This is a genomic window from Streptomyces sp. NBC_00557, assembly GCF_036345995.1.
Classification (GTDB): domain Bacteria; phylum Actinomycetota; class Actinomycetes; order Streptomycetales; family Streptomycetaceae; genus Streptomyces.
The window spans coordinates 3,244,309-3,266,314 of record NZ_CP107796.1 but is presented as its reverse complement, the minus strand read 5'-3'; the positions used below and the strand labels follow the sequence as shown (position 1 = coordinate 3,266,314).

The following is a 22,006-nucleotide window of genomic DNA, read 5'->3' as shown; positions in this document are numbered from 1 at the left end:
CCCCTGTCCGCCAACCCCCCTTTGGAAAACCCCCGTTCTCAACGAGGAGAGCACGTGTCGCAGGAGAAGTCTGTCCAGACCCGGGACGAGGACGGGTACGACTACGACGTCATCGTGGTCGGTTCGGGGTTCGGCGGTTCGGTGTCCGCCCTGCGCCTGACCGAGAAGGGATACCGGGTCGGCGTGCTCGAAGCGGGCCGCCGTTTCACCCGCGACTCCCTGCCGAAGAACTCGTGGGACCTGAAGAACTACCTGTGGGCCCCGAAGCTCGGCATGTTCGGCATCCAGCGCATCCATCTGCTGGGCAACGTGATGGTGCTGGCCGGCGCGGGCGTCGGCGGCGGCTCGCTCAACTACGCCAACACCCTCTACGTCCCGCCGAAGGCCTTCTTCGACGACCCCCAGTGGCGGGACATCACCGACTGGCAGGAGGAGCTGAAGCCGTACTACGACCAGGCCCAGCGCATGCTCGGCGTACGGATCAACCCGACGATGACGCCCTCCGACGTGCACCTGAAGGCGGCGGCCGAGCGGATGGGCGTCGGCGACACCTTCCATCTCGCCCCGGTCGGCGTCTTCTTCGGCGACGGCAAGGACGCGGACGGCAAGACGAAGGCCCGGCCCGGCGAGCAGGTGAACGACCCGTACTTCGGCGGCGCGGGCCCGGCCCGCAACGCCTGTATCGAGTGCGGCGAGTGCATGACCGGCTGCCGGCACGGCGCGAAGAACACCCTGAACGAGAACTACCTCCACCTCGCCGAGAAGGCGGGCGCGGTGGTCCACCCCATGACGACGGTGGTGTCCGTCACGGACGACTCGCGGGGCGGGTACGCCGTGGCGACCCTGCCGACGGACCGGAGGAAGAAGGGCGAGGGCCGGCTCTTCACCGCGCGCCGGGTGGTCCTCGCGGCGGGCACCTACGGCACGCAGACCCTGCTGCACCGGATGAAGGCGGGCGGCCAGCTGCCGTACCTCTCCCCGCGGCTCGGCGACCTGACCCGCACCAACTCCGAGGCGCTGGTCGGCGCGCAGACCGACAACCGCCGCTACCGCAAGGCGACCGGCGAGCCGAGGGCCGACTTCACGCGCGGCGTCGCGATCACGTCGTCCATCCACCCCGACGAGAACACCCACATCGAGCCGGTCCGCTACGGCAAGGGCTCGAACTCCATGGGCGGTCTGTCGATCCTCCAGGTGCCCTACGCCGAGGGCTCCTCCCGCGCGCTGGCCTGGCTGGCGAACGCGGCCCGGCACCCGCTGCTGGTCCTGCGCTCCCTGTCCAACCGGCGCTGGTCCGAGCGGACCATCATCGGCCTGGTCATGCAGTCGCTGGACAACTCCCTGACGACGTACCTGAAGCCGGACGGCGTCGGCAAGGGCCTGCTGACCGCCCGCCAGGGCCACGGCGCCCCCAACCCCAAGCAGATCAAGGCCGCGACCGAGGCCGCCTCCGCGCTCGCCGCCGAGATCAACGGCTTCGCCGGCAGCAACATCGGCGAGCTGATGGGCACCCCGCTCACCGCGCACTTCCTCGGCGGCTGCCCCATCGGCGACTCCCCGGAGACCGGCGTGATCGACCCGTACCACCGGCTGTACGGCCACCCCGGCATCTCCGTCGTGGACGGCGCCGCCGTCTCGGCGAACCTGGGCGTGAACCCGTCGCTGACGATCACCGCGCAGGCGGAGCGCGCGATGTCCTTCTGGCCGAACAAGGGGGAGGAGGACCCGCGGCCCGCGCAGGGCGCGGCGTACGAGCGGCTGAAGCCGGTGGAGCCGCAGGCCCCGGCGGTTCCGGCGGAGGCGTTCGGCGCGCTCCGGCTGCCGTTCCTGGGGATGCCGGCCGTACCGCCGAAGAGCGAAGAAGCGAAGAAGTGACGAGTGTGCAGAAGAGGCAGAGGGACCTGCCTCCCCCTCCGAAGGCAGGTCCCTCTTGCCGGTCTGTCGATCCGGTCCGGTCTCACTCGAGATCCGGCCGAATTGTTGATTCGGCAGGTTTGATCAGCGAGGGCCGCGAAGGGTTGCCCCAGCACACGGAATATTCGTGTGGCGTGAGTCACAGGCACGCGAGGCGGCCGTCACCGCACCGGAGGGCCGCGGCATGACGAAGGGCCCCGCGGGACGGAGAGACCGCGGGGCCCTTCTGATGGTCAGCACCGGCGTCAGGGCAGCGCCGGTGCCTCGGGGGCGGCGCCGGGGGGATGCGCCGCTGGTTCATTGGTCCCGCCCCCGGGGAGGCGGGCGGACGGTGCAGCAGTGCCGTGGCCGTCGCGGGGACCCGGCGGTGCCCCGGTACTGGTGCGTCTGTGCGGTTTTCCGCCGGCCGGCCCCGGGCGTCCCCGGAGCCGGCCGTTCTCTGGGTGACCGGGCTGCTGTCCCCTGCCGTCCGGTCACTCCCCTGGAGCGAGGTCCCACGGCGTACGGCACGACCCGTACGCCTCATCGCTCCAGCGAGCCACGCGTGGATCTGTCGGGCCCGCCCCTGGCTGGCACGGACACCCCGCTCAACGAAGCGCCGCGGCGGCCGGTCACGCGCCGTACGGGTGAGGCGGCGCTCGAACTCGGGTGCGACCCGGAGCCTGGATGCGGGTCGGATACAGCTGCGATCCGGCTCAGATGCGGCCCCGGCACAGCTCCAGCAGGGTCATGGCGAGGGTCGTGCCCGGCTTGCCCAGGGCCTCCCGGTAGCGGCCGAGGATCTCCATCTCGCGGGAGAGGTTCACCCGGCGTCCGCCGGCGGCGATGCGGGTCTGCTGGACGACGGCGGAGACGGCCATCCGCTCCTGGATGAGACCGATGATCCGGTCGTCGAGCACGTCGATGCGCTCACGGGCGCCGGCGATGGTCTGCTCCGGAGTAGCGGTCTCTTCCGGGGTCGTGGTGGTCATGTCGGGGCTCCTGGTGAAGGTGGCGGTGACGCCCCGGAACGGCAGGACCCGGAAACGACAGGCGCCCCGGGCCTTGTCGGCCCGGGGCGCCTGGGAAGTCGCTTGGCTGTTCGCTCAAGCAGCACGACCATGGCAGCCGGCGGGCCGGTTGCCATAGGTAAAGACGAAGGTCGTGTGCTGAAGCATGGGCAAAGTATGCCACGGCGACGCCCGGGCCTGTGCCGTCGTCCGGCGTCCGGGCCGGTGCGCGAGTCCGAAGGCCGGGCCTGTGCCCAAGCCCGACGTGCGGGCCCTCGGCGCCGAGGTCCGGCGTCCGGGCCGGTGGCGTAGTCCCGGCGTCATGGCCCGGCACCGGGGTCCGGCGTCCCGGCCGGTGTCGTATATCCCGGCGTCCTGGTGCGCGTCGAAGTCCAGGGAAAGGCTTCCCCGGCCGCCCCGCTAAACTCGTTAGCACAGACCCCCGCCCGACCACCAGAAGGCACCCCGTGTCATCAGCGACTCCCACTGCCGCCACCCCGGACACCGTCCTGGTCGTCGACTTCGGCGCGCAGTACGCCCAGCTCATCGCCCGTCGCGTCCGCGAGGCGCGGGTCTACAGCGAGATCGTGCCGAGCACCATGCTGGTGAAGGAGATGCTCGCCAAGAAGCCCGCGGCGATCATCCTCTCCGGCGGCCCCTCGTCCGTGTACGAGGAGGGCGCTCCCCGCCTCGACCGCGAGATCTTCGAGGCCGGCGTCCCCGTCTTCGGCATGTGCTACGGCTTCCAGCTGATGGCCCAGGCCCTCGGCGGCACGGTCGACAACACCGGCGCCCGCGAGTACGGCCGTACCGACCTGCACGTCTCCAAGACGTCCTCCACCCTCTTCGAGGGCACCCCGGCCGAGCAGCACGTGTGGATGTCGCACGGCGACGCCTGCTCCGCCGCCCCCGAGGGCTTCACCGTCACCGCGTCCACGGACGTCGTCCCGGTCGCCGCCTTCGAGAACGACGAGAAGAAGCTGTACGGCGTCCAGTACCACCCCGAGGTCATGCACTCCACGCACGGCCAGCAGGTGCTGGAGCACTTCCTGTACCGCGGCGCGGGCCTGAAGCCGACCTGGACCACGGGCAACGTGATCGAGGAGCAGGTCGAGGCCATCCGCGCGCAGGTCGGCGACAAGCGCGCCATCTGCGGCCTGTCCGGCGGCGTCGACTCCGCCGTGGCCGCCGCGCTCGTCGCGCGCGCCATCGGCGACCAGCTGACCTGCGTGTACGTCGACCACGGCCTGATGCGCAAGGGCGAGACCGAGCAGGTCGAGAAGGACTTCGTGGCCGCGACCGGCGTCAAGCTGGTCGTCGTGGACGCCGAGGAGCGCTTCCTGACCGCCCTCAAGGGCGTCTCGGACCCCGAGGAGAAGCGCAAGATCATCGGCCGTGAGTTCATCCGCGTCTTCGAGCAGGCGCAGGCGGACATCATCGCCGACGAGGGCCCGGCCGTGGAGTTCCTGGTCCAGGGCACCCTCTACCCGGACGTGGTCGAGTCCGGCGGCGGCACCGGCACCGCCAACATCAAGTCGCACCACAACGTCGGCGGCCTGCCCGAGGACCTCGAGTTCAAGCTGATCGAGCCGCTGCGCAAGCTGTTCAAGGACGAGGTCCGGATGGTCGGCCAGGAACTGGGCCTGCCGGAGGAGATCGTCCAGCGCCAGCCGTTCCCGGGCCCGGGCCTCGGTATCCGCATCGTCGGCGAGGTCACCAAGGAGCGCCTGGACCTCCTGCGGGAGGCCGACGCGATCGCCCGCGAGGAGCTGACCGCGGCCGGCCTCGACCGGGACATCTGGCAGTGCCCGGTGGTCCTGCTCGCCGACGTCCGCTCGGTCGGCGTCCAGGGCGACGGCCGCACCTACGGCCACCCGATCGTGCTGCGCCCGGTGTCCTCCGAGGACGCCATGACCGCCGACTGGTCCCGGCTGCCGTACGACGTCCTGGCCCGCATCTCGACCCGGATCACCAACGAGGTCCGCGACGTCAACCGCGTCGTCCTCGACGTGACCTCCAAGCCGCCGGGGACCATCGAGTGGGAGTAGGCCCCGGGCGCGTGTGATCAGGTGCGCCTGATCGTGCGCAGGGGCTCGCCGGGCGTCCAGACCTGGACGACCAGATACCGGTCGTTCTCGACGCGGGTCCGCACGACCTCCGTCAGCTCGGCACGGAAGAGGTGGAACGGCTCCGGCGGTTCCACCTCTTTCGCATAACCGGACTTCCGCTCGCCCTCGACCTCGAGCGCCCGCCCCGCGATCCGTACGTCACCGCCGCCCATGTCCGTGCCCTCGCCCGGGTTCGCCTGCAGCGCGAAGCGCGGATCGCGGCGCAGGTCGAGGGCCTTGAGCGAGTCCGCCATCATGCCCAGCCACAGCTCGCCGTCGCGGAAGTCGGCCTCCAGGCCACTGGTGCGCGGCGAGCCGTCCTTGCGGAGGGTGGCGAGGACGTGGTGGCGGAACGCGCGGAAGCGCTGCTCGACGAACGCGGCCAGCTCGGGTTCGACGGTGGTGAAGAACGCCCAGTTCGCAGGAATCATGGGAGCAGTGTCCACGGCAAACCGGACATCCCCTGTCGTGTATTCGTCGCGTACGTCATCTTTACAAAAGAGACCTGCCCTTTTGCGCTGACCGACGGTAACTTCCGGCGCGTACAGCAATTCCAGCGCTGGAGGACCTATGCACGGGCCCAACCCGCCCCTGCCGCTGCCCACCGACCAGCTGCGGTTCGCCATGCCGCCGATGTTCGAGTCGGTCGAGGACGAGCGCCGGCACCGCAAGGAGCGGCTCGCCGGCGCCCTGCGGATCTTCGGGCGGGCCGGGCTCGAGGACGGGGTCTCCGGGCACATCACCGCCCGCGACCCGGAGTTCTCCGAATGCTTCTGGGTCAACCCGTTCGGAATGCCGTTCCGGCACGTCACCGTCAGCGATCTCGTCCTCGCCAACCAGGACGGGCAGGTCGTCGAGGGCCGCTACCACGTCAACCAGGCCGCCTTCACCGTGCACGCCCAGGTGCACGCCGCACGCCCGGACGTCGTCGCCGTCGCCCACTGCCACTCCGTGCACGGCCGCGCCCTCGCCGCCCTCGGCGAGCTGATCGACCCCATCACCCAGGAGAGCTGTGCCTTCTACGAGGACGTGGCCCTCTACGACGCCTACTCCGGCGTCACCGTCGACGTCGAGGAGGGCCGCCGGATCGCCGGGGCGCTCGGCTCCCGCAAGGCGCTCGTGCTGCGCAACCACGGGCTGCTCACCGTCGGCGACTCGGTGGACGCCGCCGCCTGGTGGTTCCTGTCCATGGAGCGCTCCTGCCAGGTGCAGCTGACGGCGAAGGCGGCCGGCCGCCCCGTCCTCATCGACCACAAGCTGGCCGTCGCCACCCGGGAACAGCTCGGCGGCGACCTGGTGGCCTGGATCAACTACCAGCCCCTGTGGCAGGACATCAGCCGCAGCGAACCGGACCTGCTCAGCTGAACCCCCGGCGCGCGCACTCGAACCCCCCTCGGCACCTCGCGATGCTCCGCGGGCCGTTCGCTCGCTTGAACCGGTCCGAGGTCTCGGCTGAACCGGTCCGAGCTCTCGGCCCAGTCGATGCGCACCGGGGTGCCGTCGAAGGCCCGGGTCCCGTCCCGCCGGATGATCTCGGCCATACGGAACATCCCGCGGCCGGGTCAACACGGCGGCCCGCACTTCACCCGCCGTGACCCGGCCCGGACGCCGTGCGCGCCCGCCGTAGGGCACAATGCGCTCTCAGCGCAGGGGAGTCGCACGGGCGGCCGGATCCTCCACCGAGGGCCCGCCGGCCGTGCCGGACGGTTGTGGGGAAGGCGGGCGCCGGTCGTGGCGGTGCAGGACGCGAGACAGGGCATGGACACCGAGGGTGTCCACGAGGGCGGCTGCACCTGCGGGGACTGTCCGCACGGCGTCCGGGAGGGACACCGGAGGGCCGTCGCCGCGTTCCTGCGCCGACGCGACGAGTTCGCAGCCGGGCAGGGCCTGCCCGCGGCGGTGGCGCACTCGGCCTCGGCGTCCCGCCAGTGGGTCTCCGAGGAACTGACCCAGCGCGCGGAGGCCGTCGCCGAACGCGGCCGCGCCCAGGGCGAGGCCTGGCTCGCCCGGCTGTGGCTGCGCACGGTGTACGTCGTGTGGGGCGCGGTCCTCGCACTGCTGCTCGGCGAGGTGCTCACCGCGGGCGGCGGCTGGTCGGGCGCCCGCACCGCGGCCCTGGCCGCCGCGCTGGTCGTCGCCGGCGTGCTCACTGCCGCCTCCTGGTTCCACCGGTCCCGTGGCGGGGCGCTGGCCCCGGTGATCGGCGAGGACAACCGCATGTCCACCTCCCGTACCGTCGCCGCCTGCTGGGTGCTGTTCGTCGGGTACTCCGTCCTGCTGCTGGCCGCCCGGCTGGCCGCCGCCTCCGACCACGCCGAACGCGACGCGCTGATCTCGGGCCTCGGCCTCGCGCGCGGCGCGGGCGTGGTGACCGTCCTCGCCGTGGTGTGCGGCATCGCCGTTCTGGTCCGCCGGGTGGTCGGCCTGCGCATCCAGGCCCAGCGGCTGCAGAAGCTCCCGGCACACCGGCCGCGCGCCGCCGACCTGCTCACCGACGACTCCGGCCGGGGCGCCTTCACCGACATCCAGTACGTCGCGATCAGCGCCGTCGCCCTGCTGTTCGCCGCCGTACGGCTGGCCCGCCGCCCCGACCAGCTGCCCGACCTGCCCTGGGGGCTGGGCGTGGTGGTGCTGATCTCGGCCGCGACCTACCTGGCCGGCAAGTACGCCGAGGGCGGCCGCCCGGTGATCCTCTCCGTCGTGCGCGCCCGCGAACCCGGCGACCTGGACGGGCCGATCCGCACCGGCGACGACATCGAGATCCGCGGCGCCGGCTTCGTGCCGCCCGGCGCCCACAGCGCCGACCGGCTCTCCCGCATGGTGGTCCGCATCGGCACCGTCGACGTCCATGTCCCCCTGGTCCCCGTCACCGGCGGCTTCCGCAACCCCACCGACACCGTCCTCACCGTCCCCGTCCCGGCCGAGGTCGAACCCGGCGCGGTGGAGGTACAGGTGGTCACGGCGGCGGGGGTGGCCAGCAACCGGTGCATTGTTCAGGTGACGGAGTGACGGGGGGACGGGGTTGACGGGGTGATGGGGTGGACGGGGCGGCTGGGTGACGGAAGCGGTGTCCGATGCCTCCCTTCTCCCTTCGGCGCCCCTTCCTCAGAGGAGCCGATATCCGGAAAAACGCCCGGGTTCGGATTGAACTGCGCCGCGTCGTCGTACGTATGGTCAAGTGAGGGGCGGCACGGCAGGCGAGAGGCGGCGGGCGACGATGACTCACAGTATGCGGACGGACACCGACATGGACCGGCTGAACGGCCGCGGCCTGCGTGACACAGCCACCCACTACGCCCTCCTCCCGCTGCGGATCTTCCTCGGCGTCACCTTCATCTACGCGAGCCTGGACAAACTCACCAGCAGCTCCTTCCTGAAGTCCGGCGGTGCCGGATCCATCGGCGAAACCATGCGTTCGGCCCGCGACTCCGCCGCCATCCCGGCCCTGGTCGACCTGGCGCTGAAGGCCCCGGTCGGCTTCGGCTACGCCATCGCCCTCGGTGAACTGGCCGTCGGCATCGGCACGCTGCTCGGTCTGCTCGGCCGGCTGTCCGCGCTCGGCGGAGCGCTGATCTCGTTCAGCCTGTGGATGACGGTCAGCTGGGCGACGACCCCCTACTACTACGGCAACGACCTCGCGTATTTCATGGCCTGGATTCCCCTGATCCTCGCCGGTGCCCCCTATCTCTCGGTGGACGCTGCCTGGCGCGCCCGCCGCCGACGGCACCTGGGCGGCTACTGACCGCCGGGTATCCGGGCGGCCGCTGAGCGCCGGCGTGCCTGCCCGCTCCGGCCCCATCACCCTCGCTGCCGGACACGCCGCCCGCCCATCCCGGCGCCGGCCCATGGCGCGGTCGCCGTGATCGCCGTGGTCGCGGGGTCGCGGGGTCGTCGGCGGGAGTAGCCCGCGGGGCAGAGCGGCGCCGCCGTGGGCTGTACCTCGCTGCGGCGCGGCCGCACACCGCCCCGCGCCTTGGGCGCCCGCCGTTGCAGCGCGCCGTCGAGGCTCCAGCACCCTGCACAGCCATCGGACCTCGCACCTCGGGCTCGGGTTCTCGGGCCTCGGGTTCTCGCGCCTCGCGTTCTCGGGTCTCGGGCCGGCCGCCTACCCGCTCTCGGTGTCGCCCCGTCTGCGTATGCCCCTGGCCACCGCCGCTGTCGCACCGGCGAGGAACAGGCCGCCCACGACCAGCGGAACCACCGCGAACCACGGCGTCTCCCACAGGCCGCCGGCGTCCCCCGCGTAGACCACGCCGGTGGCGGTGAGGAACAGGCCGGCGACCAGCTTCCCGGGCTGGAAGTCATGACGCAGCACGGCTGACCTCCACCTGTCCCAGACCGACCTTCAGCGTGAGGTCCAGCGTGCCCGTGTCCTTGGCGCCCTTGGCCGGCGTCAGCGTCACGTTCCTGAGCCTGCGCGGCTGCACGTCCACGTCCTTCCTGTTGTCCCCCGGCAACCGGATGTCGCCGACACCCACCTCGATGCTCATCCGCACGATCGCGTCCGCCGGCACGACCACTTTCAACTGCCCGGCGCCCACATGGGCGTCCGTCGCGACCGTCCGGCCCCGGCCCGGACGCACCCGGCTCAGGTCCAGCGTCCCGCGGCCGGTGCCGAGGTCGTACGCCGGCCGTACCTGTGCCGCCGCGGAGGGAGCCCAGGAGGTGTCTCTCCAGTGGGTGGTGATGTCCTTCGGCAGGGCCGCCGTCCCGGCGAGCAGGGCCGCCGTGACGATCGCCAGCAACACCGTCCCGGCTCCCGTGCGCCCCAGGAACGCGCTGACCACGAGGCCCAGGCCGAACACCGCCAGCGCGCACGCCAGGCCGGTCTGCAGACTGGTGCCCAGCGGGTGCGTGTCCCAGGTCAGTCCGGTGCCCAGGCCGCCCGCCACCAGGGCGAGCAGGAACACCCAGCCGCCTATCCAGCGCGGGCCGCGCGGTCTCGGGGGAGCCGGGGGCCTCGGCTGTGTCGAGTCCTGGTGGCCGTGGTGCGTCCAAGGGGTGGCGATGCCGACGTCGAGCACCGAGGTGACATCCCGGGCGCGGGCGTCGGCGGGTCCCCACAGATAGCCGGTGCCGCCGACATGCGTGCCGTCCTTGACGATCGGGTCCCGCCACCAGGAGGGGTAGATGTCGACGACCGGCGGCGCCTGTGCCTCCGGCGGCGCGTCGGCGGCGGCCTGGGCGGCGAGCGGATCGGGGTCGGGGGCGCCGCGGCGCCGCGACCAGTACCCGGCGGCCGCCAGCAGCAGGGAGAGCACCACGGCGAAGGCCAGCACCCCGCCGTTTCTCAGCATGGTCAGGAAGATTCCGCAGCCGACCAGGGCGAACAGCACGGCGGCGAGCGCCTGGCCGTCGACCCGGCCGGTCAGCAGCTTGCGGACCTCGTTCTCCTCCTCGTCCTCGTACGGCACCAGCAGCCACGCGAAGCCGTAGAAGATGAGGCCGATGCCACCGGTCGCGGACAGCACGGCCAGAGTGATCCGGAAGATCACCGGGTCCATGTCGGTGTGCCGGCCGAGACCCGCGCACACGCCCGCGATCATCTTGTGCCGGTGGTCGCGCCGGAACCGCCCGGGGGCGTCGGTGTCGGTTCGCTCCTGATCCTGATCTCGGCCCTGGTCCTTGTCCTGCTGCGGTGCGTGGGTGCGTGGGCCGGCGCCGGCCGCTCCCGATGTCCTCGTCGCGGCGGACGCGGCATCCGTCGGTCCGGTGCCCGGGGCCGGGCGCGGGCCGGAGCCGGGTCCCGGACCCGTCGCGGCGTGCTCGTGATCCGTCATGCGTCCATGGTGACGGGCGCGGCGGCGCCGCGGCAGTCGGGACGACCCTGGGCGAACCCTGAAATCGGCCCCGAGACGGTCCGGGGAACCCGTTCGAGCCGCGCCCGGCCGCCCCGGCGGACGTGCCCCGACCCGGCCCCGAGGAAGATCAGGGGCGTCTAGGGGCCGACCCTGATGCCTGGCCCCGCCGGGCATGTGACCATCGTTGGCATGCCGGAAGCCGCAAGCCTCCCAGTCGACGACCCGCGGCCGCCGCGCAAGCTCTACCGCAGCAGCGACGGACGCTGGCTCGGCGGAGTGGCGCGGGGCCTCGCCGGGCATCTCGGACTGCCCGTGATCTGGGTGCGGCTCGCCTTCGTCGGCCTCTTCATGGCCAACGGCCTGGGCGCGTTGCTGTACGCGGCGTTCTGGTTCTTCGTCCCGCTCGGCGTCGGCGGCGTCGGTGCCCACAAGCCGCCGGCAGCCGCGGAGACCGTGGCCGGCGGACGGCGCAGGCTCGTGGCCCGCAAGCCGGACCGCGGGCAGATCGTCGCGCTGCTGCTGATGGTCATCGTGTCCATCGTGTTCGTGGGCAGCGTGAACCTGACCAGCGCGGCCAAGGCGTATCTGCTGCCCGCCGTCCTCGTGGCGGCCGGTGTCGCCCTCGTCTGGCGTCAGGCGGACAACGCCCGCCGGGCCCGCTGGGTCGAGGTCGGCCGGCGGCGGCGCACCCTCACCCTGGTGCGCGCGGCCGCCGGCGTCGTCCTCGTCACGGCCGGCGTCTCCGCCGTGTTCTGGCTCCAGGGCTCGGCCGCCCACCTCGGCGCCGTCCTCCAGGCCGCGCTCGCCGTCCTCGTCGGCATCACCCTGCTCGCCGGTCCGTATCTGGTCCGGATGACCCAGGACCTCTCCGAGGAACGTCTGATGCGCATCCGCGCCCAGGAGCGCGCGGAGGTCGCCGCGCATGTGCACGACTCGGTGCTGCACACCCTGACCCTGATCCAGCGCAACGCCGACAACGCGAACGAGGTGCGCCGCCTCGCCCGCGCCCAGGAGCGCGATCTGCGCACCTGGCTGTACAAGCCGGAGGGCACCGGCAAGGACGAGGCCGACGAGCCGGACACGGTCGCCGAGGCGGTGCGGCGCAACGCCGCCGAGGTGGAGGACAAGCACGGCGTGCCCATCGAGGTCGTCGTGGTCGGCGACTGCCCGCTGGACGAGAGGACCGGCGCGCAGATGCAGGCGGCGCGCGAGGCGATGGTGAACGCCGCCAAGTACGGTGGCGAGGGCGGCGCCGTACAGGTGTATGCCGAAGTCGAGGGGAGGACGGTCTTCGTGTCCGTGCGCGACCGGGGTCCCGGCTTCGATCTCGACTCGATACCCGCCGACCGCATGGGCGTCAGAGAATCGATCATCGGCCGCATGGAGCGCAACGGCGGCACGGCCCGGCTGCGGCCGGTGCCGGGCGGCGGCACGGAGGTCGAGCTGGAGATGGAGAGGGCGGAGAAGACGTCATGAGCGACGCGACCGAGGCGAACGGCACGGCGGGAACCCCCGGGGCGCCCGGGACCGGGGCTGCCGACGGCGGCGCGGGCGGACGGCGCGTGCGGGTGGTGCTGGTGGACGACCACCGGATGTTCCGCACCGGCGTCCAGGCCGAGATCGGGCAGACCGCCGAGACCGGCGTCGAGGTGGTCGGCGAGGCCGCGGACGTCGACCAGGCGGTCACGGTCATCACCGCGACCCGGCCCGAGGTGGTCCTGCTCGACGTCCATCTGCCGGGCGGCGGCGGGGTGGAAGTGCTGCGCCGGTGCGCGCCGTTGATGGCGGACCCCGAACGGCCGGTCCGCTTCCTCGCGCTGTCGGTGTCGGACGCGGCGGAGGACGTGATCGGGGTGATCCGCGGCGGCGCCCGCGGCTATGTCACCAAGACCATCACCGGCACCGACCTGGTCGACTCCATCTTCCGGGTGCAGGAGGGCGACGCCGTCTTCTCCCCGCGGCTGGCCGGGTTCGTCCTGGACGCCTTCGCCTCCACCGACGCCCCGCCCGTGGACGAGGACCTGGACCGCCTCACCCAGCGCGAGCGGGAGGTGCTGCGGCTGATCGCCCGTGGCTACGCCTACAAGGAGATCGCCAAGCAGCTGTTCATCTCCGTGAAGACGGTCGAGTCCCATGTCTCGGCGGTGCTGCGCAAGCTCCAGCTGTCCAACCGGCACGAGCTGACCCGCTGGGCGACGGCCCGCCGGCTGGTCTGACCTCGCCGGGCCCCCTACAGGGTCGCCCTCAGGCCACCCGGGTCGCCCCCGCGAACGGCATCAGGTCGACCGGGGCGAGCCGGACCGGCGCCGAGGGGTTCGGGGCGTGGATGATCTGCCCGTTGCCCACATAGATGCCGACGTGGCTGATCCCGGAGTAGTAGAACACCAGGTCGCCCGGACGGAGTTCGGAGCGGGAGACGCGTCGGCCCGCGTTGATCTGGGCGTAGGTGGTGCGGGGCAGGGAGATGCCGGCGGAGCGGTAGGCGGCCTGGACCAGGCCCGAGCAGTCGAAGGCGTTCGGGCCGGCCGCGCCCCACACATAGGGGCTGCCGAGCTTGGCGTAGGCGTAGGCGATGGCCTCGGCGGCGCGCGCGTTCGGCGCCGCGGCCGACCCGGCCTGTTCCAGCGCGTCCCGGGCGCCCGAAGCCGAGCGGGAGGCGCGCCCCGGCGTGGTGCCGCCCGCGCCGGTGACCTCGGTGCGCTCCCGCGGACTCAGGCGTGCCAGCAGCCGCCGGGCCTCCGCCAGCCTGCCGGTGACGGTCTTCTTCTGCCGCCGCAGCTCGGCCTGCCGGGACCGCAGCGACGCCAGCTCGACGCGGGCGGCGCCGCGCAACTGCTCGATCTCCCGCAGCTGTTCGCGCACCCGGGACACGGCGGCGGACTCGCGGTCACCGGCCCGCTCCGCGAACGCGGCGTTGTCCAGGTACCGGTCGGGGTCGCCGGACAGGGCCAGCTGCCAGGCCGGAGCGAATCCGCCCTCGCGGTACTGCGCCGCCGCGATCGAACCGAGCGCGTCCCGGGCCGCGTTGAGCTTCTGCTGCTTGCGCGCGGTCTCGTCGCGCAGCGCGTTCAGCCGCCGCTGCGCGGCGTCCGCCTGCTCCTTCGCGCCGTCGTACTTCTCGGTCGCGGCCTCCGCCTCCTGGTACAGCTTGTCGACCTTGGCCTTCACCTGGGCCGGCGTCAGCTGCGGCTCGGCGTGTCCGGTGCCGTCGAACCCCGTCGCGGTGGCCGCGCCGGCCAGGGCGAGGGTGGCGGCCGTCCGGGCCGTATGGCCCCCGATCGAGCGTTGCCGGGGCTTGCGATGCGCTGCCACCTGGACCGTCACGTCCTTCCGTACGACTCGCAGGACCGAGGGACCGTGCGTCCGGCGGCGGCCCGTACAGGGGGAGCGGGCCACCGCCGGACCCTTCTCGGCGGTGGTGGCCGACGGCCGCCCCTGGCCCGGGCGGCGGTGGGGTGTCGGTCACCTGGAGGAGGACGCTAGGCCTGTCTGTGACGAGTTGGTAACGCGGTGTACGGAACTGGTCCCGGCGGACCGGGAAGTGACCGTATGTGACCGCATCGTCGTGCCGCGCCGGTCGCCTTCACGCAGCGTGGTGACCGAAGCGCGGAAAGCGGGACGGACGGGAGCCGTGGGGTGCTATGGGGCGCATATATGCAAGATCGTTCAGGCGGCGTCCGGTCGCTCGAGCCGGGGGCCGGTGACAGGACGCTTCGGCGCCCCTGGCTAGGCTCCGGCCCATGGACGCACTCATCCATCTCTTCGTCGGCCTGCACATCATCGGCATCGCCGCACTGCTCGGCGGTTTTCTCACTCAGATGAAGGCGATGGGCCAGGGCACGGCCCGGTTCGTGCCCGGGATGCTGCACGGGGCGCTGACCATGCTGGTCACCGGCGTGGCCCTGGTCGGTCTCAACCAGGCCGACGACCATCACGTCAACACCATCAAGATCGGCGTCAAGCTGGCGCTGCTGATCGTGATTCTCGGCCTGGTCTATGTGAAGCGCGACGAGGAGCGGGTCGACAAGGGAGTGTTCGGCCTGGTCGGCGCCCTTACCGCGGCGAACGTCTTCATCGCCGTCCTGTGGACCTGACGCTCGTCCCGCCGCCGGCGCCACGGGCCGCGAGCAGCGCACCGGCGGCGACCACGAGCCACGCCGCCACCGCAACCCACAGCAGCAACCGTCCCGGCCAGGTGAGCCAGGTGACGCCGACCGCGCTCGCGACGGACAGCACGGCCACCGCCGTCATCCCCATCGGGAACACCGTCGCCCAGCGCAGCAGGTGACAGCCGCGCCGGGGCCGCACCGCCTCGGCGGCCACCAGCACGGCGTACCAGGCCAGATCCAGCACCAGCAGGACCACGGTCACGGTGCGCAGCACGCCGCGGTCGTCGGCGTTCCAGAGGTACAGGCCCGTGTCCCCGGCCATGAGCAGTCTCGCTCCGGCCAGCGCCGAGATCCCGAGTGCACCGCCCGCGATCCAGTGGTCGCCCGCCCCCTGAAGCACCTGCCGTCCGTCGAAGCGGGTCAGTGCGGCGCCGTAGAGCACCAGACCCAGCCAGAACACCACCAGCGCCGTGTGCGCCGGCCAGGCCGTGCGCTCGGCCGCGGCCAGGGTCGCGGCCAGTACGGCGAGCCCCTGCGTGGCCACACAGCACAGGAACACCGAGCCCGGCATGCGCCGCCCCCAGCGCCGTACGACCAGGAACAGCAGCACCGGGCAGAGCAGCGCGGCGAGGGCCAGCAGGGCCTCGGCGGTGGTCCGGGCGCCCGCGGCCGACATCCGGGTGCCGAGCACCGTGGTCGCGGCGACGGAGGTGAGCGCGCCCGGACTCTCCGCCTCGGCCATCCAGTGCCGCGGCTCGGCGACCAGCCGCAGCACGAAGGCGGCGGCCAGCGCGATCCAGGCGACCCAGGCCAGCGCCAACACCGCCCGGGACACGGTCTCGGCACCGGTCAGATGCAGGCCGATCGACAGGATGCCGGTCGCCATCACCGCGGACCCGGCCGCGGGGGACCGCTCCGCCCACCACGCACGCAGACCTGAGATGCCGGGCATGTGCCGATGCTAGGGAGGCGTCGCGCTCCGGTTCGGCAAGGGCACGCGCGCGTGAAGGGGAAAGCCGGCACGCGCGCGCACCGCGCGTGGAGGCGACAACCCGGGCCACCCGCGCGTGCAGGTGAAGACACCGGCCGCGCGCGTGGATGGAATGTCCCGTACACACACGCGTGGGTATCGCAAAACGCCTGTACGCGCGCGTGGGCGTCGGAAAACGCCTGTATGCGCACGTAGGCATCGCAAAACGCCCGACGCACGTGTGGGCATCCGAAAACGCCCGTACGCGCGCGTGCGGTGAGCCCGGCCGGCCCGGTCAGCCGGGGCGGACCACGCTGTGGATGATCGACTCGCCGCCGTAGTAGATGGACTCCTCGCGGACGTACGCGCCCGGCTTCGGGGCGTGGATCATCATGCCGTTGCCTATGTAGACGCCGACGTGGCTGATGTCGTCGTAGAAGAAGATCAGGTCACCCGGCCGGGCATCGGCCAGCGAGACCGTGGTACCCGCGCCGACCTGGTCGTACGTGGTGCGCGGAAGCGTGACGCCGGCGGCCTTCCAGGCGGCCTGGGTGAGGCCCGAGCAGTCGTAGGAGTCCGGGCCGGTGGCGCCCCACACATAGGGCTTGCCGAGCTGCGCGCGGGCGAAGGCCAACGCCTTCTCGGCCTTCGTGTCGTACGAGCTGGACGCCGTGGACCCCGCCGAGCCGGAGGCGGACGCCGTGGACGAGGACGAGTCGGCCTGCTGCCGGGCCGCCTGCTGCTTCGCCAGCTCCGCCGCCCTGCGGGCCGCCTCCTGCTGCTTCTCCCGCTCGATGGCGGCCAGCCGGGCCTTCTCCTGGGCCGTCAGCGTGGCCAGCAGCTCGCGCGCGGAGGCCAGTTTCCGCTGCACGGTGGCCTTGGCGGTGCGCAGATCGCGCTGTGACGCGTCCAGCGTGCGCAGGCTGTCGGAGGCCTGCCGCCGCTCCTTCATGGTCGCGGCCTGCTCGCCGATGTAGGCGTCGACCGCGCGCTTCTCCCGTGAGGTCAGCCGGTTCATCAGCTGGCTCTGGTCGAAGTAGTCCTGCGGGTCGTTCGCGAGCAGGAAGGTGGCCGTGCCGGGAGCGGCGGCGCCGGTGCGGTACTGGGCGGCGGCGAAGGAACCCAGCTCCTCGCGTGCCTTGTTGAGGCGCTCGGTGCGCCGGGCGAGCTCGTCGCGCAGGGCGTCGACGCGTCCCCGCTGCCTGCCGGTCCGCTCCTTGGCCGCGTTGTACTTCTCGGTCGCCGACTCCGCCTGGCGGTAGAGGTCGTCGACCTTCTTCTCGACCTCCTCCAGGCTGGGCTTGGCGTGATCGGTTCTCGGGGCGGCCTCGGCGGTCTGCGAGAACACGGCCATGGAGGTGAGGGCGGCGGTGGCGAGGGCGGGGGTGCGGAGGCCCGCGCCAGAGGTCCCGCCGGGGCGCGGCTTGCGGTGCGACGCCAAGGGAGGCGACTCCTTCCAATGGGCCGCCTACCGGGTTAGCTGTCGGGTTCGGGCGGTGGTTCGGAAGGGTTGCCCTACGGCGTCGTCCCCTCGGGAGTCGGCCGATTCACCCCGGGATCGGTTGGGTCCCCGGCTCCGCGCGCCGAGGGGCGCGCCGGACTCGGCGGAGGCCGCGCACGCGGCCTGACGGCAACCTAGCCAACTCGTGTGACTACTGTGAAGGTTGGTGCGTGATATGTCCGATACATTTTTGTGATCCGCCGCCGGGATCGCCGCCCCGTCATCGGGTGATTCCGCAGCGTGAGGGACATGTCGTACCGCCTGTGACCGTCGTCTTTACGGGACGGCGACCAGTTGTCGGTGGCGCGCCCTAGACTCGTAGAGCGATGAGCAGCCTCTTTGACGACAGCTTCCTGGCGGACCTCCAGGCCCCTCGCGGGCACGAGGAGGAGCCCCCGCCGCCGCCCGAGGACGATCACGCTCCGGAGCCGGTTCCGGACGATCTGTTCGGCGGGAAGTTCGACGCGCCGCCGGACCGGGACACCCACTACCGCGACGGCGCCCCGCGCCCCGCCCTCGACTCGGCGGCCCTGCTGGAGGGGCTGAACGACAACCAGCGCGCCGCCGTCGTGCACTCCGGCTCCCCGCTGCTCATCGTCGCCGGCGCCGGCTCCGGCAAGACCCGCGTCCTGACCCACCGCATCGCCTACCTGCTCGCCGAGCGGCACGTGCACCCGGGCCAGATCCTCGCGATCACCTTCACCAACAAGGCCGCGGGCGAGATGAAGGAGCGCGTCGAGCAGCTCGTCGGCCCGCGCGCGAACGCGATGTGGGTGATGACCTTCCACAGCGCCTGCGTGCGCATCCTGCGCCGCGAGAGCAAGAAGCTCGGCTTCACCTCCAGCTTCTCCATCTACGACGCCGCTGACAGCAAGCGCCTGATGGCCCTGGTCTGCCGCGACCTGGACCTCGACCCCAAGCGCTTCCCGCCGAAGTCGTTCAGCGCGAAGATCAGCAACCTGAAGAACGAGCTGATCGACGAGGAGGACTTCGCCGCCCAGGCCACCGACGGCTTCGAGAAGACCCTCGCCCAGGCCTACGCGCTCTACCAGTCGCGGCTGCGCGAGGCGAACGCGCTCGACTTCGACGACCTGATCATGACGACGGTCAACCTGCTGCGCGCCTTCCCGGACGTGGCCGAGCACTACCGCCGCCGCTTCCGCCATGTCCTGGTCGACGAGTACCAGGACACCAACCACGCCCAGTACGCCCTCGTCCGCGAGCTGGTGGGTACGGGCGAGCACGACGAGGACACCCCGCCCGGCGAGTACGACATCCCGCCCGCCGAGCTGTGCGTCGTCGGTGACGCGGACCAGTCGATCTACGCCTTCCGCGGCGCCACGATCCGCAACATCCTCCAGTTCGAGGAGGACTACCCGAACGCGACGACGATCCTGCTGGAGCAGAACTACCGCTCCACGCAGACCATCCTGTCCGCCGCCAACGCGGTCATCGAGCGCAACGAGTCCCGCCGCCCGAAGAACCTGTGGACCAACGCCGGCCAGGGCGCCCGCATCACCGGCTACGTCGCCGACAACGAGCACGACGAGGCGCAGTTCGTCGCCGACGAGATAGACCGCCTGGTCGACGCGGGCGAGGCGAAGGCCGGCGATGTCGCCGTCTTCTACCGGACCAACGCCCAGTCCCGTGTCTTCGAAGAGGTCTTCATCCGCGTCGGCCTGCCCTACAAGGTCGTCGGCGGCGTCCGCTTCTACGAGCGCAAGGAGGTCCGGGACGTCCTCGCCTACCTGCGCGTCCTCGCCAACCCCGAGGACTCGGTGCCGCTGCGCCGCATCCTGAACGTGCCCAAGCGGGGCATCGGCGAGCGCGCCGAGGCGATGATCGACGCCCTCGCCCAGCGCGAGAAGATCAGCTTCCCGCAGGCGCTCAAGCGCGTCGACGAGGCGTACGGCATGGCCGCACGCTCCACGAACGCCGTGAAGCGGTTCAACACGCTCATGGAAGACCTGCGCACGATCGTGGAGTCCGGCGCCGGTCCCGCGACCGTCCTGGAAGCCGTGCTCGAACGCACCGGCTATCTCGCCGAGTTGCAGGCCTCCACCGACCCGCAGGACGAGACCCGCATCGAGAACCTCCAGGAACTCGCGGCCGTGGCCCTGGAGTTCGAGCAGGAGCGCGGCGAGGGAGAGGCCGGCACACTCGCCGACTTCCTCGAGCAGGTGGCCCTGGTCGCCGACTCCGACCAGATCCCGGACGGCGAAGAGGGCGAGGGCGTCATCACCCTGATGACCCTGCACACCGCCAAGGGCCTGGAGTTCCCGGTCGTCTTCCTCACCGGCATGGAGGACGGCGTCTTCCCGCACATGCGCGCCCTCGGCCAGACCAAGGAGCTGGAGGAGGAGCGCCGCCTGGCGTACGTCGGCATCACGCGCGCGCGTGAGCGGCTCTACCTCACGCGCTCGGCGATGCGCAGCGCCTGGGGGCAGCCGTCGTACAACCCGCCCTCCCGCTTCCTGGAGGAGATCCCGGCCACCCATGTGGACTGGAAGCGGACAGGAGCGGCGGCGCCGGTGTCCTCCGGCCCGGCCGCCGGGATCGCGGCCTCGCTGTCCTCGTCCCGCTCGCGTTCGTCCGCGTCGGGCGCGTCCGGGTTCGCCACCCGGCGCACCGCGGAGAAGCCGGTGGTCGCGCTGGCCGTCGGCGACCGGGTCACGCACGACCAGTTCGGGCTCGGCACGGTCGTCGCCGTGAAGGGTACGGGCGCGAACGCCGAGGCGACGATCGACTTCGGTGACGCCAAGCCCAAGCGGCTGCTGCTGCGGTACGCGCCGGTGGAGAAGCTCTAGACACGCGTGAGCCCCGCCGGTCGGGCGGGGCTCGCCGGTGCGACCCGGACCGGGGTCGCTCAGGTCGGGTCCAGGCCGTGGCTGCGCAGCCACGGCAGCGGGTCGATGGCCGCCCCGCCTGCGGGTCGCACCTCGAAGTGCAGGTGCGGTCCGGTGGAGTTGCCGGAGTTGCCGGAATAGGCGATCGGCTGGCCGGCCTTGACGGACGTCCCGGCGGGGACCCGGTAGCTGGACAGATGGCAGTACCAGGTCTGCGTGCCGTCCTTCGCCGTCACGATCATCATGTTGCCGTAGGCGCTGTTCCACTTGGTGGAGACGACACCGTCGGTCGCGGCCATCACCGTGGTGCCGTACGAGACCGGGAAGTCGATGCCCGTGTGCACGGACATCCAGTTCACACCGGCCTGGCCGAAGTAGGCGCTCAGCCCCTTCTGCAGGACCGGCAGCGCGAACTTGGGGCGCAGCCGCTCCTTGAGTGCGGCCGCCGCGGCCGCCTTCTTCTGCTCCAGCTCCTGCTGGTTCTTCAGGTCGATCCGTTCCTGCGTCCGGCTCGCCCGGTCGGCGAAGTCGTGGGCGCCCGCGGACAGCGTCGTCAGCTGGCTGTCCAGCCTGCTGTTGGCGACCGACGGCTTCACCGCGTGCGCGTCCGAGGCGGAGGCGGTGGTGTCCTGGCCGCCGTCGGTCAGCGTGCCGACCGAGGCGGCGGCGATCCCGGCGACCCCCATCACACAGGCCGAGGGCACGGCGACGGTCAGCAGCGCCGAGCGCTTGGCGGGCGTACGACGGCGGGAGCGCGCGGCGCCGCGCGAGCCGGCCCGGGGCGCCGGCTTCGCGGCGGCCTCCGCCTCGTCCTCGGGCAGACCGGTCACGGCGGGCAGTTCACCGGTGGCGCCCGACTCGTCGTCAACGGGGTGCTGTTCGCCGAACGCGGTGTCCTCGTACGGCGCGTCGTCCTCGTACGGCGCGTCGTCCTCGTACGGAGCCTGCGGGAAGGCCGCGGTCTCCTGCGGGTCGCCGACCTGGCCGTAACCGGCGGTGGTCTGCAGGCCGAACGGTTCGGCAGCCGGCTCGGGCTGGGCCGGTACGGCGTGCCCGCCGGAGTTCCACTGCGTGGCGTCGTACGCGCCCGACTCGAAGGTCTGTGTGTCCCACGCCCACTGCTGGGTCGGCTCGGCGACGCCGGACGGGTCGGGCTGCAGCCAGGCACTCGCGTCCCACTGGCCGCTGACGTCGTTGCCCGTGGCCTGCGCGGGCACCGTCCAGGCGGTGGTGTCGTAGCCGCCGGTGTCGTAGGCGGCGTGCTGCTGGGCCGCGTACGGGTCGTAGCCCAGGCCCTGGCCGGTCTGCCACTGGGTGCTGTCGTACGCGCCGGTGGTGTGCTCGCCGGGCATGCTGCCGAAGAGCGGGTCCGTGGAGACGGTGGCGGTGCCGCCGGCAAAACCGGTGGCGTCGTACCCGCCGTACGTGGTGAAGTCGCCGTAGGGGGGCTGCTGCGTGCCGTACGGGGTGTCGTAGTGCGCGGCTGAGGCGTCGGAAGCCGGGGCCGGGGTGGTCATGGTCCCCGACGGGTGACGGTCGTTCACCAACTTCTCTTTCGCCTCGACAACAGGGGCTGCCAGAGCAGTGCGGCGACTGTACCCGCCGGTACCTGGGCGCGACAATCTTCAGCTGGTTTCGCGCCCGCCGGAAACGGGCATTCGGCGGTGTTTCGGGGACGCCGGGCACGAGTTTGGCCGAGGGTTCGATTGCTGTTCGACATTTGGCGACTGTTCGTCACCGGTCCGTCACGCGTCGGTTGCCGTTCGTT

General features: G+C 72.1%; 17 protein-coding genes and 1 riboswitch. Of the genes, 9 read left to right on the top strand and 8 right to left on the bottom strand.

What is annotated here, in order from left to right:
• Positions 1-54: 54 nt before the first annotated feature.
• Complete coding sequence (locus OG956_RS13710; RefSeq protein ID WP_330338268.1) at positions 55-1,875, top strand: GMC family oxidoreductase; 1,821 nt, start codon at positions 55-57, stop codon at positions 1,873-1,875.
• Positions 1,876-2,609: 734 nt separating this feature from the next.
• Here the strand turns inward: OG956_RS13710 and OG956_RS13705 are convergent.
• Positions 2,610-2,885, bottom strand: a complete 276-nt coding sequence (locus OG956_RS13705; protein ID WP_330338267.1) for a chorismate mutase — start codon at positions 2,883-2,885, stop codon at positions 2,610-2,612.
• A 485-nt stretch (positions 2,886-3,370) separates the two neighbouring features.
• Here OG956_RS13705 and guaA point away from each other — a divergent pair, with 485 nt between their 5' ends.
• Positions 3,371-4,951, top strand: a complete 1,581-nt coding sequence (guaA, locus tag OG956_RS13700; RefSeq protein WP_330338266.1) for a glutamine-hydrolyzing GMP synthase — start codon at positions 3,371-3,373, stop codon at positions 4,949-4,951.
• Positions 4,952-4,968: 17 nt separating this feature from the next.
• Here the strand turns inward: guaA and OG956_RS13695 are convergent, their stop codons facing one another.
• A complete protein-coding gene (locus OG956_RS13695) occupies positions 4,969-5,442 on the bottom strand; it encodes a pyridoxamine 5'-phosphate oxidase family protein (RefSeq protein WP_330338265.1) in 474 nt (157 codons plus the stop codon).
• 139 nt (positions 5,443-5,581) lie between these two features.
• Between OG956_RS13695 and OG956_RS13690 the strand changes: the two genes are divergently transcribed.
• The 3 genes from OG956_RS13690 (at position 5,582) to OG956_RS13680 (ending at position 8,753) form a co-directional block, all read left to right on the top strand.
• Positions 5,582-6,376 carry a class II aldolase/adducin family protein gene (locus OG956_RS13690; RefSeq protein ID WP_330338264.1) on the top strand — a complete coding sequence of 265 codons (795 nt, stop codon included), beginning with the start codon at positions 5,582-5,584 and terminating at the stop codon, positions 6,374-6,376.
• Between the two features lie 366 nt (positions 6,377-6,742).
• Complete coding sequence (locus tag OG956_RS13685) at positions 6,743-8,020, top strand: hypothetical protein (RefSeq protein WP_330338263.1); 1,278 nt, start codon at positions 6,743-6,745, stop codon at positions 8,018-8,020.
• A 208-nt stretch (positions 8,021-8,228) separates the two neighbouring features.
• Complete coding sequence (locus tag OG956_RS13680; RefSeq protein ID WP_330338262.1) at positions 8,229-8,753, top strand: DoxX family membrane protein; 525 nt, start codon at positions 8,229-8,231, stop codon at positions 8,751-8,753.
• Between the two features lie 363 nt (positions 8,754-9,116).
• Here the strand turns inward: OG956_RS13680 and OG956_RS13675 are convergent, their stop codons facing one another.
• Positions 9,117-9,326 (bottom strand): hypothetical protein, encoded by a 210-nt coding sequence (locus OG956_RS13675; RefSeq protein ID WP_330338261.1) that lies wholly within the window; start codon positions 9,324-9,326, stop codon positions 9,117-9,119.
• A complete protein-coding gene (locus OG956_RS13670; RefSeq protein WP_330338260.1) occupies positions 9,313-10,791 on the bottom strand; it encodes a PspC domain-containing protein in 1,479 nt (492 codons plus the stop codon). Before OG956_RS13670 ends, OG956_RS13675 begins: the two co-directional genes overlap by 14 nt.
• Before the next feature lie 174 nt (positions 10,792-10,965).
• On the opposite strand from OG956_RS13670, the gene OG956_RS13665 reads away from it, so the two are divergent.
• Both OG956_RS13665 and OG956_RS13660 read left to right on the top strand, forming a co-directional pair.
• Positions 10,966-12,288 carry an ATP-binding protein gene (locus OG956_RS13665; protein ID WP_443065558.1) on the top strand — a complete coding sequence of 441 codons (1,323 nt, stop codon included), beginning with the start codon at positions 10,966-10,968 and terminating at the stop codon, positions 12,286-12,288.
• Positions 12,285-13,028: a response regulator transcription factor gene (locus OG956_RS13660; protein WP_330338258.1), complete on the top strand. Its 744-nt coding sequence runs from the start codon at positions 12,285-12,287 to the stop codon at positions 13,026-13,028. Before OG956_RS13665 ends, OG956_RS13660 begins: the two co-directional genes overlap by 4 nt.
• 28 nt (positions 13,029-13,056) lie before the next feature.
• Here the strand turns inward: OG956_RS13660 and OG956_RS13655 are convergent, their stop codons facing one another.
• A complete protein-coding gene (locus OG956_RS13655; protein WP_330338257.1) occupies positions 13,057-14,124 on the bottom strand; it encodes a C40 family peptidase in 1,068 nt (355 codons plus the stop codon).
• Between the two features lie 428 nt (positions 14,125-14,552).
• Between OG956_RS13655 and OG956_RS13650 the strand changes: the two genes are divergently transcribed.
• Positions 14,553-14,906: a hypothetical protein gene (locus OG956_RS13650; RefSeq protein WP_330338256.1), complete on the top strand. Its 354-nt coding sequence runs from the start codon at positions 14,553-14,555 to the stop codon at positions 14,904-14,906.
• Here OG956_RS13650 and OG956_RS13645 read toward each other — a convergent pair.
• Positions 14,884-15,873, bottom strand: a complete 990-nt coding sequence (locus OG956_RS13645) for a tellurite resistance/C4-dicarboxylate transporter family protein (RefSeq protein ID WP_330338255.1) — start codon at positions 15,871-15,873, stop codon at positions 14,884-14,886. The two genes, OG956_RS13650 and OG956_RS13645, sit on opposite strands and share 23 nt — an antisense overlap.
• A 313-nt stretch (positions 15,874-16,186) precedes the next feature.
• A complete protein-coding gene (locus tag OG956_RS13640) occupies positions 16,187-17,332 on the bottom strand; it encodes a C40 family peptidase (RefSeq protein WP_330338254.1) in 1,146 nt (381 codons plus the stop codon).
• A 7-nt stretch (positions 17,333-17,339) separates the two neighbouring features.
• A riboswitch (cyclic di-AMP (ydaO/yuaA leader) is annotated at positions 17,340-17,508 on the bottom strand.
• A gap of 210 nt (positions 17,509-17,718) precedes the next feature.
• Here OG956_RS13640 and pcrA point away from each other — a divergent pair.
• Entirely contained in the window at positions 17,719-20,199 is a 2,481-nt protein-coding gene (pcrA, locus tag OG956_RS13635; RefSeq protein ID WP_330338253.1) for a DNA helicase PcrA, read from the top strand.
• Positions 20,200-20,258: 59 nt separating this feature from the next.
• Here the strand turns inward: pcrA and OG956_RS13630 are convergent, their stop codons facing one another.
• Complete coding sequence (locus OG956_RS13630) at positions 20,259-21,782, bottom strand: M23 family metallopeptidase (RefSeq protein ID WP_330338252.1); 1,524 nt, start codon at positions 21,780-21,782, stop codon at positions 20,259-20,261.
• Positions 21,783-22,006 lie beyond the last annotated feature (224 nt).

What these genes read in the sequence shown, in the direction of transcription:
- OG956_RS13705 (WP_330338267.1), bottom strand. Translation starts at nt 2,885, where the DNA reads ATGACCACCACGACCCCGGAAGAGACCGCTACTCCGGAGCAGACCATC.
- OG956_RS13695 (WP_330338265.1), bottom strand. Translation starts at nt 5,442, where the DNA reads ATGATTCCTGCGAACTGGGCGTTCTTCACCACCGTCGAACCCGAGCTG.
- OG956_RS13690 (WP_330338264.1), top strand. Translation starts at nt 5,582, where the DNA reads ATGCACGGGCCCAACCCGCCCCTGCCGCTGCCCACCGACCAGCTGCGG.
- OG956_RS13680 (WP_330338262.1), top strand. Translation starts at nt 8,229, where the DNA reads ATGACTCACAGTATGCGGACGGACACCGACATGGACCGGCTGAACGGC.
- OG956_RS13670 (WP_330338260.1), bottom strand. Translation starts at nt 10,791, where the DNA reads ATGACGGATCACGAGCACGCCGCGACGGGTCCGGGACCCGGCTCCGGC.
- OG956_RS13665 (WP_443065558.1), top strand. Translation starts at nt 10,966, where the DNA reads ATGCCTGGCCCCGCCGGGCATGTGACCATCGTTGGCATGCCGGAAGCC.
- OG956_RS13660 (WP_330338258.1), top strand. Translation starts at nt 12,285, where the DNA reads ATGAGCGACGCGACCGAGGCGAACGGCACGGCGGGAACCCCCGGGGCG.
- OG956_RS13650 (WP_330338256.1), top strand. Translation starts at nt 14,553, where the DNA reads ATGGACGCACTCATCCATCTCTTCGTCGGCCTGCACATCATCGGCATC.
- OG956_RS13645 (WP_330338255.1), bottom strand. Translation starts at nt 15,873, where the DNA reads ATGCCCGGCATCTCAGGTCTGCGTGCGTGGTGGGCGGAGCGGTCCCCC.
- pcrA (WP_330338253.1), top strand. Translation starts at nt 17,719, where the DNA reads ATGAGCAGCCTCTTTGACGACAGCTTCCTGGCGGACCTCCAGGCCCCT.